This window comes from Staphylococcus sp. aM (assembly GCF_052975125.1).
Map to the genome: position 1 here is coordinate 985,615 of NZ_CP121447.1, position 12,911 is coordinate 998,525.

Here is a 12,911-nt window from a genome sequence, read left to right on the forward strand (position 1 = left end):
GCGGTTGTGGCGAAGTGGTTAACGCATCGGATTGTGGTTCCGACACTCGAGGGTTCGATTCCCTTCAACCGCCCTTATTATTAATGGGCTATAGCCAAGCGGTAAGGCAACGGACTTTGACTCCGTCACGCGCTGGTTCGAATCCAGCTAGCCCAGTTATTGGCGGCATAGCCAAGTGGTAAGGCAGAGGTCTGCAAAACCTTTATCACCGGTTCAAATCCGGTTGCCGCCTCCAGGTTATATTAAGCGGGAGTAGTTCAACTCTAAGAACACGTTCCTTCCCGGAACGAGGTATAGGTGTAAGTCCTATCTTCCGCTCCATAATTTACATCAAGCGGGAGTAGTTCAACTCTTAGAACACGTTCCTTCCCGGAACGAGGTATAGGTGCAAATCCTATCTTCCGCTCCATAATTTATATCAAGCGGGAGTAGTTCAACTCTAAGAACACGTTCCTTCCCGGAACGAGGTATAGGTGTAAGTCCTATCTTCCGCTCCAATTTTATATTAAGCGGGAGTAGTTCAATTCTTAGAACACATTCCTTCCCGGAATGAGGTATAGGTGTAAGTCCTATCTTCCGCTCCAATATTACTTCCAAGTGGAAGTTTTTTCTTTATATTGAGCCGGCGTGGCGGAATTGGCAGACGCGCGGGACTCAAAATCCCGTTCCTTTTTGGAGTGTCGGTTCGATCCCGACCGCCGGTATAAAATAGATAAAGTATGAGGAAAAGTGGTATTTGTGTAAACACATTTACCACTTTTTTTATATCAATAAATTTCTGTATAGAGTTCAAGTAGATTATCTTTATCATATTTTAGTTTGTATCATTTTGTAATATGATATATGATAATTTTATTATGCTTTGGAGGTTCATTATGAGTAAAAATAGTACTAAAATGGGTGGTAAAATTTTCTTTAGTAATATTCTAAATGCAGTTGGTGCAGGAGTTGTAATTGCCTTATTACCTAACGCTTTATTAGGAGAGTTACTTAAATTTTTTAAAGATGGTAATGAGATCTTAGAGACTATCTTTCGTCTTGTTACGGTTATACAGTCTTTTATGGCATTTATAGTAGGAGTTTTAGCAGCTCATCAATTTAAATTCAATGGGTCAGGTGCTGCTATTGTTGGTACTTCTGCTATGTTAGGTTCAGGCGCAATAATATTTAATAATCAAGGCATTATGATTAAAGGTATTGGGGATATAATCAATATTATTTTAGTAGTGATGATTGCCTGTTTTTTATATTTATTATTCCAAGGAAAATTGGGCTCATTTGAAATGATTATTTTACCAGTTTTAATTCCAGTTGTTAGTGGAACTATTGGTATGATGACATTACCATATGTTCAAGTCGTTACTCATACAATTGGTAAATTGATTAATTCATTTACTGATCTTAATCCATTAACGATGTCAATTTTAATTAGTGTGACTTTCTCTTTACTTATGGTTACACCAATTTCATTAGTAGCCATTGCTACTGCGATAGGTTTAACTGGATTAGGTAGTGGTGCGGCGAATATGGGTATTGTTGCTGCTTGTGTTACATTTTTATTTGGATCTTTAAGAGTTAATTCTATTGGGGTCAATTTGGTATTGCTTATTGGTGCAGCTAAAATGATGATACCTGTTTATTTAAAACATTTAATCATAGCTATTCCTCTAATCATTAATGGAGTTGTTACTGGTATTATTGCTTATTTCATAGGTATCAAAGGTACACCTTTATCTGCTGGATTTGGATATACTGGCCTTGTTGGACCTATAAATGCTTTAAACCGTATGCCTGGAGATCAAATGACAAATATTATCATGCTAGTTGTAGGGTACTTTATTATTCCATTTATCAGTGGATTTATAGTACATGAATTATGTAAAAAATTTATACAATCATATAGTGACGAAATATATAAATTTGAAATTCCTAAAGATTAAACAAAACTCTGTGTAGCCGTTAAGGCTGCACTTTTTTTATGGTATTTAAAAATAAATATTGCATATTAATGTAAGTATTTGTATAATAATGAATATTATAAAGGAGGGTTGCTTTAATGAAATATTTTATTAAAGTATTTTTGGTATTTTTAATTATAGTAGGTTCAACATTAACAATGAAACAACCCAATATTAATGCTGAAGAAAATGATACAAATTGGCAGAAAATAAAAGAGAGTGGAGAACTTCGTGTTGGCTTATCAGCTGATTATGCACCGATGGAATTTGAAAAGAATGCAAATGGGAAAACTGAATATGCTGGTGTCGATATAGAGTTAGCTAAGAAGATTGCTAAAGATAATCATCTCAAACTGAAAATTATTAATATGCAATTTGATAGTTTACTAGGTGCGCTTAAAACTGGCAAAATTGATATTATTATTTCTGGAATGACAACGACACCTGAACGTGAAAAAGAAGTAAGCTTTACTAAACCATATATGATGACTAATAATATTATGTTAGTTAAGAAAAATGAAAAAAATCATTTAAAATCTATTAGCGATTTTAAAGATAAAAAAATTGCAGTTCAAAAAGGGACAGATCAAGAAAAAATAGCTAAGACTGAAATTGAAAATGCAGATGTTACTTCATTAAATAAATTACCAGAAACTATTTTATCTGTGAAAAGTGGTAAAACTGTAGGAGCAATTCTTGAAAAACCTGTAGCAGAAGCATACATAAAACAAAATCCTGAACTTGCATTTTCAGATGTGAAATTTAATGAAGAAAAGAAACCAACTTGTATTGCAGTACCTAAAAATTCACCAATTCTATTAAAAAAATTAAATCAGACAATCAATGAAGTAAATGATAAGAATTTAATTGATAAGTATATGTCTAAAGCAGCAAACGACATGCAGGATGATGGTAATTTTTACACAAAATATAAAAGTTTCTTTATTAAAGGATTAGAAAATACAATTTTAATTTCATTTATTGGTGTAGTATTAGGTGCTATTTTAGGAGCGTTTATCGCACTAATGAAATTAAGTAAATTTAAACCATTATCTTGGATTGCTTCAATATATATAGAATTCTTAAGAGGTACACCATTATTAGTACAAGTTTTCATAGTATTTTTTGGTACTACTGCAGCACTTGGACTAGATATTTCTGCTTTAATTTGTGGAACAATTGCGTTAGTTATAAACTCATCAGCATATATTGCAGAGATATTTCGTGCGGGTATTAATTCCATCGATAAAGGACAAACAGAAGCTGCACGCAGTTTAGGTTTGAGTTACAACCAAACGATGAAATCAGTTATTATGCCACAAGCTATTAAGAATATTTTACCTGCACTAGGTAATGAATTTGTTACTTTAATTAAAGAATCATCAATTGTATCAACAATAGGTGTTGGAGAAATTATGTTTAATGCACAAGTGGTTCAAGGTATTTCATTTGATCCTTTTACACCATTATTGGTCGCAGCAGGAATGTACTTTATTCTAACCTTTGCATTATCACGCATCATGAACTTTATAGAAGGGAGAATGAAAGCCAGTGATTAAAATTCAAAATTTAAATAAAAAATTTGGTAACAATGAAGTATTGAAAGATATTAATTTAGATATTAATAAAGGTGAAGTCGTAGCTATCATTGGCCCATCAGGTAGTGGGAAAAGTACTTTATTAAGATGTATGAATTTATTAGAAACACCCACTAAAGGTCATGTCATATTTGAAGGAAACGATTTAACAAAAAAGGGTGTTCAATTAGAGCAGTTACGACAAAAAATGGGCATGGTGTTTCAAAACTTTAATTTATTTCCTCATAAAAAGGTTAAGGAAAATATTATGTTAGCCCCTAAATTGTTAAAAAAGAATGATGATTCAACTCTAAATGAACAAGCGATTGAATTACTAGATAAGGTAGGATTAAAAGATAAAGCAGATGTTTATCCTAATCAACTTTCTGGTGGACAAAAGCAGAGAGTTGCGATAGCAAGAGCATTAGCTATGCACCCAGATGTTATTTTATTTGATGAACCGACATCTGCACTTGACCCTGAAGTAGTTGGGGATGTTTTGAAGGTTATGAAGGATTTAGCAAAAGAAGGAATGACAATGGTTGTCGTTACACATGAAATGGGATTCGCAAAAGATGTCAGTGATAAAGTAATATTTATGGCGGATGGCGTTGTTGTTGAATCTGGTACACCACAGGAAATATTTGAAAAGCCACAACATGAAAGAACTAAAAATTTCTTATCTAGAGTATTATAAATATAAAATAGTTAAAAAATTAAATTATGAAAGTCTGAGAGATGTCAATTTCTCAGACTTTCATTTTTTGATAAGCTAACAGTCAATTGTTACATGTTTTTAATGATTAACGTTAATTGAATAAATATTAAATGATGTAACAAAGTCAATGTCTTACATACTTTTAATCAATAATCATACATCACTATTTATTCATATGTTAAAATAACAAGAGTATATTTTTATAATGTGGGGGCAGAATTTTGGATGTAAAGCAGTTAAAAAAAGATATCATTGAATACGCACATACAATTGGTATTGACAGTATTGGTTTTACGACTGCCGATCCATTTGATGAATTGAAACAAAAGCTAGAAGATTATCACTCAAAAGGATATGCTTCTGGGTTTGAAGAATCTGATATAGCATTAAGAACGGAACCTAAATTAAGCTTACCGACAGCGAGATCTATTATTGCGATAGCAGTTGGATATCCCAATAAACTTAAAGGAGCACCTAAAAGTGTACGTGGTGATAGACGCGGCATGTTTGCACGTGCTTCATGGGGACAAGATTATCATACAATAATGAGAAAACGATTGGATCTATTGGGAACATATATCCAATCAAAAGTACCTGATGTTGAAATTAAGTCGATGGTTGACACTGGGGTATTATCAGATAGAGCGGTAGCTGAACGTGCAGGACTCGGATTTGCAGGACGAAATGGATTTATTATTAATCCTGATTTAGGCACATGGACCTATCTAGGTGAAATGCTTGTTAGTATACCTTTTGAACCAGATGATCCTATTTTAGATAGTTGTGGAGATTGTACCATTTGCGTTGATAGATGTCCTACGGGTGCTTTAGTTGGCAATGGCCAATTAAATAGTCAAAAATGTATTAGCTTTTTAACGCAAACTAAAGGTTATTTGGCTGATGAATACAGATATAAAATCGGCAATCGACTATATGGGTGTGACACATGCCAACAAGTTTGTCCTAAAAATAAAGGCATTAATACAGAACATGACGACATTATTTTAGAACCTGAAATTTTGAAACCTAGATTAGTCCCATTATTACAAATGAGTAATAAAGAATTTAAAAATACATATGGTCATTTAGCAGGTGCGTGGAGAGGTAAAAAACCTATACAACGTAATGCTATATTAGCTTTAGTTCATTTTAATGAAACAGGTGCTATACCTGATTTAAAAGAAGTTGCGTTAAATGATCCTAGACCTATGATTAGAGGGACTGCATATTGGGCAATCGGTCAAATTGAAGGTGAAAATGCACGCGAATTTATTCATACACATTATGAAAATGAAATTGAAGAAGTCCAAGTTGAAATGTTAAAAGGCTTGGAAATGAGGAGAGAAAAATAAATGACAAACCATATTGTATTATTTCAACCCGAAATCCCTGCAAATACTGGTAATATAGCTAGAACTTGTGCTGGTACCAATACGCACTTACATTTGATTAAACCACTTGGATTTAGTACAGATGATAAGATGTTAAAAAGAGCAGGATTAGATTACTGGGAACATGTTAATATTACATATCATGAAGATATAGAATCATTTTTTGAATCAACTAATGGTGAATACTATTTGTTAACAAAATTTGGTAAGCAAACATATAGTGACTTTGATTTTTCTGATACGAACAATAATCATTATTTTATTTTTGGTAGAGAAACAACTGGATTACCAGATTGGGTCAAAGATAAGTATCAAGATACTGCATTAAGAATTCCAATGAGTGATAAAATTCGTTCATTAAATCTTTCAAATACAGCAGCGTTATTGATTTACGAAGCTTTAAGACAACAATCATTTCCTGGCTTATCATAATAAAGATGTTTGAAATTCAAAGTAGATGAACGAAAAGTTGACTACATGTTATATTAATTGGTGAGAAAATAGTATTCTATAATCATAGGTTAGTTTGAACGATAAATAATTAGGGTATAAATGAATTAATATTAACCATACTATTCTATGTAAGCAAACTAAGAGGAGTGTATTTTAAAATGGCAATGAACTTTAAAGTATTTGAAGATAAACAAAGAGTAGCTGAATATACAGCAGACATTTTGAGAAAACAATTTAATAACAACCCAATGACAATCGCAGGTGTTCATTTAACAAAAGATCATGCACCTGTATTAGATGAATTAAAAAAGAATGTTGATTTACATGCAGTTGATTTCAGTCAAATTAATATTTTAGATTATGATGAAAATCAATCATATTATGAAGCGTTAGGTGTACCACAAAGCCAAATTTATTCATTATCATACAACCAAGATGCTAATGACTTTATTTCAGATAAAATTAAAACAAAGGAAAATAAAGGTAAATTAGTCTTACAAGTTGTTTCAATTGATGAAAATGGTAATTTAGATGTAAGTGTAAGACAAGGGTTATTAGAAGCACGCGAAATCTTCTTAGTTGTTACTGGTAGTAATAAACGTGAAGTAGTCGAAAAATTATATAACGAAAATGGAAAATCTAATTTTGAACCTGCAGACTTAAAAGCGCACCGTATGGTTAACGTTATTTTAGATAAAGAAGCAGCAGCTGGATTACCTGAAGACGTGAAAGAATACTTCACAGCTCGCTTTGCATAAAGAATAAGTCAGAAAGAGGTTATCTATATGACTCAAAATAAAGATTCTAAAACGAATTACCACGAAGAAGAAAATGCAATGGTAACCGATTTAGATGATTTAAAAGACTTAGGAAAAGAAATGGAACAAATTTCTGAAGAAAATGATGAAGAAAAATTAAATCAATCTCATGATTCAGATGTTCGTTCTGATTTAGATCAAGATTAAATATTAACTCTTGTAATAGTGAAAATTCTATTGCAAGAGTATTTTTTATAGAAAAGACGAAATAATATTTTAATGGATGTCATCCATCAATTCTTGCATTATGATAAGATATTGAAGAATCATGTTTAAAAGGAGATTACATATGCTAGGGAAGTATTGGAAATATTTAATGATCGCAACTGTTATTGTAAGTTTAATTTCAATCAAGGCATTTCCATTAGCACTAGGCGCACTATACTTGCCAGTTTTATTTAAAATAGTACAATTACAGTTAAATCTTTCGAATGGTTTAATTGATGATGTCAGTGCTCAAACATTTATAAAAAGTAATCAATCTGGCATTATCATCAGTGTAATATGCTGTTTAGCTATAACAGGTATTTTAATGTATACATTAGATGGGTTTTATAATAGCTTAACAGGTATTTTAAGTATATTAATTAAAATAAGTCCATTTACGATTGTAATAAGTGCGATTTTATATATTTTAACAGCAATCGCGACTGTTCAAGCAACAAAACAAAAATTTCAATAATATATAATTAAGCTCTAGTTTTTTACTAAATTTATATTAGTAACTAGAGTTTTTTTATACAAAAAATATATGTAAACGTTTTACTTCTAAATTGATATGACAAATTGAATAGTGATATACTAGGATTAAACAATGATAATAAGGGGAGAATAAAATGTCAGTACGTATTGAACATGATACATTTGGAGAAATTGAAGTACCTGCAGATAAATATTGGGGTGCTCAAACAGAAAGAAGTAAAAGAAACTTCCCAGTAGGTAAAGAGAAAATGCCTATTGAAGTCGTATATGGATTTGCACAACTTAAAAGAGGTGCTGCATTAGCTAACAACGAATTAGGAAAATTAAGTGATGCTAAAAAAGATGCTATCGTATATGCTTGTGATAAAATTTTAAATGGTGAATTAGATGAACATTTCCCACTAGTTGTATGGCAAACAGGAAGTGGTACACAAAGTAATATGAACGTGAACGAAGTAGTTAGTTATGTAGCAAATGAATATTTAAAAGAACAAAAAAGTGATGAGTCAATCCATCCCAATGATGATGTGAATAAATCTCAAAGTTCTAATGACACATTTCCAACAGCGATGCACGTTGCACTATATCATGAAGTTGAAACTAAATTAGTACCAGCGTTAAAACATTTACGTCAAACTTTTAAACAAAAAGAAGATGAATTTGAATCTATTATTAAAATTGGTCGTACACATTTACAAGATGCTACACCAATTAAATTAGGGCAAGAAATTAGTGGTTGGCGTTATATGTTAGATAGATGTGAAACATTATTAAATGAGTCTAAACAACACATTCTAAACTTAGCAATTGGTGGTACTGCCGTAGGTACAGGAATCAATGCACACCCAGAGTTTGGTGACAAAGTTGCTAAATTTATCTCAGAAAATACAGGTTATGCATTTGTATCATCAGAAAATAAATTCCATGCATTAACTGCACATGATGAAGTTGTTCAATTGCATGGTACATTAAAAGCACTAGCTGGAGATTTAATGAAAATTGCTAATGATGTAAGATGGTTAGCTTCAGGTCCAAGAGCAGGTTTAGCTGAAATCTCAATTCCTGAAAATGAACCGGGTTCTTCAATTATGCCAGGTAAAGTTAATCCAACACAATGTGAAATGTTAACAATGGTAGCAGTGCAAGTGATGGGTAATGACACTGCAGTAGGTATCGCAAGTTCACAAGGTAACTTTGAATTAAATGTATTTAAACCAGTTATTTTACACAATACATTACAATCTATATACTTATTAGCAGATGGTATGGAAACATTTAATAATAACTGTGCTGTAGGTATTGAACCTATTGAGGAAAATATTGATAATTACTTAAATCAATCATTAATGCTTGTTACTGCTTTAAATCCACATATTGGATATGAGAAAGCTGCACAAATAGCTAAAAATGCACATAAAGAAGGCTTAACACTTAAAGAATCAGCCATTCAATCTGGTTATGTAACTGAAGAACAATTTGAAGAATGGATTAAACCAGAAGATATGGTAGACCCTCACTAGAAACAATATAATTATTAAAAGCTAGGAAGATTAAATTACATTAATCTTCCTAGCTTTTTTTTATGAAATATCATCATCTAAACTAACTGATATCCATTCTTTAGTTAATGGATGTTCTAATTCGATTTTATAACTATGTAATTCTAATTGTCTTAATGTTGAATCTCCGTATAATGGATCTCCAATTACAGGGTGTCCAATTTCTGCTAGATGTACACGAATTTGGTGTGTGCGTCCAGTATCTAATTTAATTTCTAACTCGCATACATTTTCTTTAATCATATTTGAAGATAAAATATGTGTGATCGCACGCTGACCTGTATTAGATATACGTTTCTTATTTGGATGAAACTTATCTTTACCAATTGGCATATCAATTGTTTGTGGTTTAATTGGTAATAAAGCTTTAACATGTGCTTTATAAATACGAGTGATGTCATTTTCTTCTAGCATTCTATCTAATATCTTTTTCATTAACGGATTTTTTGCCACAATTAATAAACCTACAGTTTCTTGGTCTAATCGATGTATGGGTTCTACATAATCACTATCAATAGTATAAATAAGATGATTCATTAGCGTATTACTTTCTTTTAGGTCATTTGGATGTGTTTTGACGCCTTTAGGTTTTAACACAATCGCAAAGTCGTCATTTTCATAATAAACTTGTGCATATCGATAACTTGGTAAGTAATTACTTTTTTCTTCCGGTGTAGGTATAAATACTTCATCGCCGGAATTGACCTTATCAGATAAACGACTTGTTTGTTTATTAATAGTAATATCCTTAGACATATTTAATAAGTGTAAGTCTTTTTTAGGTAACTTTAAATCTTGGAAAATCTCTCTCAATGTATATTGATCATAATTTTCAGGTATTGTAAATTTCATAAAATCCTCCTATAGTTACTTTTAATCATATCACAAAATGTATTATTGCAATATAAAATTAAAGTAATTAGTATCCTTTGAATCGCCGTCATGATTCATTATGACATTGAGCGGTTTTTTTATATTACATGAAACGGTATAATAGAATAGATATTCGAAATATTTTTGGAGGTATTTATGGAAAAACCAACACGTATCGCTCTCCTTAAAGAAATTGCAGAATTTTTGAATGAAGAAACAGAAATATACAGTATGATGCAAGGTGCAATTCAATATTTGATTGAAGGAAGTGACTTTACGACGGGTTGGATTTTCTTTATCAATCAATCTGGAAACCATGAATTAGTCTCTAGTGTGAACTTACCAGGCGCACTCTCTAAAAATCAATGCCACTATATGACTGATGGGTCTTGTTGGTGTGTACGTGCTTATCAAAATGAAAAACTGACGAAAGCCTCTAATATCATTAATTGTTCAAGAATTAATTTGGCAAATCGAGCGCATCATGAGGAAACAGATGGTATTACACATCACGCAACAGTGCCACTTAGATCTGGTGAAGAACAATTTGGATTATTAAATGTTGCAACGCCAAACAAAAGTCATTATAGCCAGGAAGATTTAGCACTGTTAGAATCAGTGGCCTTTCAAATTGGTTCGGCAATCAAGCGAATCATGTTAACCGATAAAGAAAAGGAAAATGCCCGAATTAATGAAAGAAATCGGTTAGCCAGAGATTTGCATGATTCGGTTAACCAAATGTTATTTTCATTAAAATTAACTGCACATGCTGCCTATGGTATTTCAAACGAAGAGATGTCAAAAAAAGCTTTTAAAACTATAGAGGAAACAAGTCAAAATGCGGTTAATGAAATGCGTGCACTCATATGGCAATTAAAACCTGTTGGATTAGAGCAAGGTATGTTACATGCATTAAATCATTATAGTGAATTACTACAGTTAAATTTGACCGTTCATGTGGATGGTTTGATTGATGTAACAAATATGATTGAAGAGAATGTTTATCGCATGGTTCAAGAATGTCTGAACAATGTTAGAAAACACGCACATACGAAAGAAGTAACTTTAACTTTAAAACAAACCAATGAAAAACTTTTTGTGATTGTTCAAGACGAGGGAAAAGGATTTGACAATGAAAAGCAAATGTCCAATACAGCGAATGGTTTAAAACACTTACAACAACGCACTGATATATTAAAAGGACAATTACGTATTTATTCAAAGCCATCAAAAGGTACTCGTATTGAAATAGAAATACCATTGAACTGATTATTTAAAGGAGTATAGCGATGAAGAAAATCATATTAGTCGATGATCATCATATTGTCAGACAAGGCTTAGAATTTTTATTATCTACTGTAGAAGATATAGAGGTAGTACAGGGGTTTGCTGAAGGTAAATTGTTTTTAGATTACCTTGAAAATAATGAACAACCGGATATTGTGCTATTAGATTTAGTTATGCCAGATATGAATGGTATTGAAATAACGGAATATTTGAAAAATAACTACCCTAACATTAAAATTCTGGTATTAACCAGTTATGTTGATGATGAACATGTCATTTCTGCTTTAGAAAAAGGTGCTGATGGCTATGAAATGAAAGACGTAGAACCACAGAAACTTATTGAAACGATTCATAATGTTCTTGATGGGAAGAGAATCATCCATCCAGACGCCAAACATGTTTTAGATTCTATGAGTTCTAAGCCACATTTTACAAATAAATTATCTAAAAGAGAAACAGAAGTACTTAAAGAAATGGTCAAAGGAAAGACCAATAAAGAAATTGCTAATACGTTATTTGTATCTGAAAAAACAATTAAAACACACGTGAGCCATATATTCAGTAAATTACAAGTGAGTGATCGTACACAAGCTGCAATTTATGCTATGGAAAATAAACTGATTTAATTAAAAAAATAAATATAAGTAATAATTACGCTCAATTTATGATGGTTAAATAACTAAGTTTTTACAAATTATGTTAAAAATTTAAGTATTTTGATAATTTTGCCTTTAATAAAAATGAGCTTAAAACGAAATTGACTCTTTTATTTTCATTAAAAATATATTAAGATGTAATTTGTGTTTCAAGAAATGTGTATAATTGCAATTTCTTGTGTCCGGATATAAATTCTCTTCAAGAAAGGTAGATAATAGAATGGATAGACAGAGTTTTACAGATTTAATTCAAACAAAATTTAAAATGGTTCGTATAGAAGCAGGATATACACAAGATACTATGGCTCAAACTATTGGGCTTTCAAAGAAAACGTTAGTTCAAATTGAAAAAGAACGTGTATTACCAAATTGGACAACATGTGTTTCAATTTGTGCATTATTTAGAGATTCAGATGTTTTAAATAGCACGTTTGGTTGTGATCCATTAGAAATCGTCCAAACTATTTCTAGAAATCATTGTGCATACCCAAATCACTCAACAACTAGTGATATTTATTGGAATACAATTGAAACTAGAAGCGGTTATATTTTACAAAGTAATAAAGTTAGCAATATTTACCGTGTATTAAATCCTGAAAAACAACCTATTTTCGGTACTTCTAAAATGAGAGAAGCAGAAACTTATTTCAATAGAAATGCTAAAGAAGAATTAGTTCATATTTAATTTTTTCTCGAATAAGTGATAGTAGAATCGTAAAATGATTTAATCACTTATTTTTATTAACATAGAAGATGTTTTAGTTACTGACTATACATATTAGCCTAGGTCGTCAAACAATGATGACTTAGGCTTTTATTTTATTATGGGTTATTTAAAGATACATTTTAAGTTAAAAGATATATGAAAAAGTTTCATAAGTTTAAACTAACGAAACCTAAGGAAATTAAATGCTATAAT

General features: G+C 31.3%; 13 protein-coding genes and 8 tRNA genes. 20 read left to right on the forward strand and 1 reads right to left on the reverse strand.

What is annotated here, in order from left to right; translation table 11 throughout:
• From P7F85_RS04925 to fumC, 17 genes are all read left to right on the forward strand, one after another.
• Nucleotides 1-73, forward strand: a tRNA-His gene (locus tag P7F85_RS04925).
• Between the two features lie 11 nt (nucleotides 74-84).
• A tRNA-Gln gene (locus P7F85_RS04930) sits at nucleotides 85-156 on the forward strand.
• A gap of 5 nt (nucleotides 157-161) precedes the next feature.
• A tRNA-Cys gene (locus P7F85_RS04935) sits at nucleotides 162-235 on the forward strand.
• 11 nt (nucleotides 236-246) lie between these two features.
• A tRNA-Gly gene (locus P7F85_RS04940) sits at nucleotides 247-321 on the forward strand.
• 13 nt (nucleotides 322-334) lie between these two features.
• Nucleotides 335-409 (forward strand) — tRNA-Gly (locus tag P7F85_RS04945).
• A 13-nt stretch (nucleotides 410-422) separates the two neighbouring features.
• A tRNA-Gly gene (locus P7F85_RS04950) sits at nucleotides 423-497 on the forward strand.
• A gap of 12 nt (nucleotides 498-509) precedes the next feature.
• Nucleotides 510-584 (forward strand) — tRNA-Gly (locus P7F85_RS04955).
• A 37-nt stretch (nucleotides 585-621) separates the two neighbouring features.
• Nucleotides 622-704, forward strand: a tRNA-Leu gene (locus P7F85_RS04960).
• A 171-nt stretch (nucleotides 705-875) separates the two neighbouring features.
• On the forward strand, nucleotides 876-1,940 hold the full coding sequence (locus P7F85_RS04965; RefSeq protein WP_002466798.1) for a PTS transporter subunit IIC: 1,065 nt from the start codon (nucleotides 876-878) through the stop codon (nucleotides 1,938-1,940).
• Between the two features lie 176 nt (nucleotides 1,941-2,116).
• Complete coding sequence (locus P7F85_RS04970) at nucleotides 2,117-3,517, forward strand: ABC transporter substrate-binding protein/permease (RefSeq protein ID WP_232013285.1); 1,401 nt, start codon at nucleotides 2,117-2,119, stop codon at nucleotides 3,515-3,517.
• Complete coding sequence (locus P7F85_RS04975) at nucleotides 3,510-4,232, forward strand: amino acid ABC transporter ATP-binding protein (RefSeq protein ID WP_002466809.1); 723 nt, start codon at nucleotides 3,510-3,512, stop codon at nucleotides 4,230-4,232. The genes P7F85_RS04970 and P7F85_RS04975 overlap by 8 nt, the downstream gene beginning before the upstream one ends.
• Nucleotides 4,233-4,474: 242 nt before the next feature.
• On the forward strand, nucleotides 4,475-5,605 hold the full coding sequence (gene queG / locus P7F85_RS04980) for a tRNA epoxyqueuosine(34) reductase QueG (RefSeq protein WP_002466804.1): 1,131 nt from the start codon (nucleotides 4,475-4,477) through the stop codon (nucleotides 5,603-5,605).
• Complete coding sequence (gene trmL, locus P7F85_RS04985; RefSeq protein ID WP_002466802.1) at nucleotides 5,606-6,076, forward strand: tRNA (uridine(34)/cytosine(34)/5-carboxymethylaminomethyluridine(34)-2'-O)-methyltransferase TrmL; 471 nt, start codon at nucleotides 5,606-5,608, stop codon at nucleotides 6,074-6,076.
• 179 nt (nucleotides 6,077-6,255) lie between these two features.
• Entirely contained in the window at nucleotides 6,256-6,855 is a 600-nt protein-coding gene (locus tag P7F85_RS04990) for a 6-phosphogluconolactonase (RefSeq protein ID WP_015364870.1), read from the forward strand.
• A 27-nt stretch (nucleotides 6,856-6,882) separates the two neighbouring features.
• Entirely contained in the window at nucleotides 6,883-7,062 is a 180-nt protein-coding gene (locus P7F85_RS04995) for an SAS053 family DNA gyrase inhibitor (RefSeq protein ID WP_002466824.1), read from the forward strand.
• Between the two features lie 142 nt (nucleotides 7,063-7,204).
• A complete protein-coding gene (locus tag P7F85_RS05000; RefSeq protein WP_015364871.1) occupies nucleotides 7,205-7,597 on the forward strand; it encodes a hypothetical protein in 393 nt (130 codons plus the stop codon).
• A gap of 154 nt (nucleotides 7,598-7,751) precedes the next feature.
• The gene (fumC, locus tag P7F85_RS05005; RefSeq protein ID WP_002466811.1) at nucleotides 7,752-9,137 is read left to right on the forward strand and encodes a class II fumarate hydratase; all 1,386 of its coding nucleotides are present in this window, start codon (nucleotides 7,752-7,754) and stop codon (nucleotides 9,135-9,137) included.
• Nucleotides 9,138-9,197: 60 nt separating this feature from the next.
• Here fumC and P7F85_RS05010 read toward each other — a convergent pair whose 3' ends face one another.
• Nucleotides 9,198-10,028: an RluA family pseudouridine synthase gene (locus tag P7F85_RS05010; RefSeq protein ID WP_002466807.1), complete on the reverse strand. Its 831-nt coding sequence runs from the start codon at nucleotides 10,026-10,028 to the stop codon at nucleotides 9,198-9,200.
• A gap of 177 nt (nucleotides 10,029-10,205) precedes the next feature.
• Here P7F85_RS05010 and P7F85_RS05015 point away from each other — a divergent pair, with 177 nt between their 5' ends.
• From P7F85_RS05015 to xdrA, 3 genes are all read left to right on the forward strand, one after another.
• Entirely contained in the window at nucleotides 10,206-11,318 is a 1,113-nt protein-coding gene (locus tag P7F85_RS05015; RefSeq protein ID WP_002466816.1) for a GAF domain-containing sensor histidine kinase, read from the forward strand.
• A 20-nt stretch (nucleotides 11,319-11,338) separates the two neighbouring features.
• A complete protein-coding gene (locus tag P7F85_RS05020; RefSeq protein ID WP_002466822.1) occupies nucleotides 11,339-11,962 on the forward strand; it encodes a response regulator in 624 nt (207 codons plus the stop codon).
• A gap of 250 nt (nucleotides 11,963-12,212) precedes the next feature.
• Complete coding sequence (gene xdrA, locus P7F85_RS05025) at nucleotides 12,213-12,677, forward strand: XRE family transcriptional regulator XdrA (RefSeq protein ID WP_002452105.1); 465 nt, start codon at nucleotides 12,213-12,215, stop codon at nucleotides 12,675-12,677.
• Nucleotides 12,678-12,911: the final 234 nt, after the last annotated feature.

Excerpts from the sequence above, each read along its gene's own strand:
- P7F85_RS04965 (WP_002466798.1), top strand. The coding sequence starts at position 876 with ATGAGTAAAAATAGTACTAAAATGGGTGGTAAAATTTTCTTTAGTAAT.
- P7F85_RS04970 (WP_232013285.1), top strand. The coding sequence starts at position 2,117 with ATGAAACAACCCAATATTAATGCTGAAGAAAATGATACAAATTGGCAG.
- trmL (WP_002466802.1), top strand. The coding sequence starts at position 5,606 with ATGACAAACCATATTGTATTATTTCAACCCGAAATCCCTGCAAATACT.
- P7F85_RS04990 (WP_015364870.1), top strand. The coding sequence starts at position 6,256 with ATGGCAATGAACTTTAAAGTATTTGAAGATAAACAAAGAGTAGCTGAA.
- P7F85_RS04995 (WP_002466824.1), top strand. The coding sequence starts at position 6,883 with ATGACTCAAAATAAAGATTCTAAAACGAATTACCACGAAGAAGAAAAT.
- P7F85_RS05000 (WP_015364871.1), top strand. The coding sequence starts at position 7,205 with ATGCTAGGGAAGTATTGGAAATATTTAATGATCGCAACTGTTATTGTA.
- fumC (WP_002466811.1), top strand. The coding sequence starts at position 7,752 with ATGTCAGTACGTATTGAACATGATACATTTGGAGAAATTGAAGTACCT.
- P7F85_RS05010 (WP_002466807.1), bottom strand. The coding sequence starts at position 10,028 with ATGAAATTTACAATACCTGAAAATTATGATCAATATACATTGAGAGAG.
- P7F85_RS05015 (WP_002466816.1), top strand. The coding sequence starts at position 10,206 with ATGGAAAAACCAACACGTATCGCTCTCCTTAAAGAAATTGCAGAATTT.
- P7F85_RS05020 (WP_002466822.1), top strand. The coding sequence starts at position 11,339 with ATGAAGAAAATCATATTAGTCGATGATCATCATATTGTCAGACAAGGC.
- xdrA (WP_002452105.1), top strand. The coding sequence starts at position 12,213 with ATGGATAGACAGAGTTTTACAGATTTAATTCAAACAAAATTTAAAATG.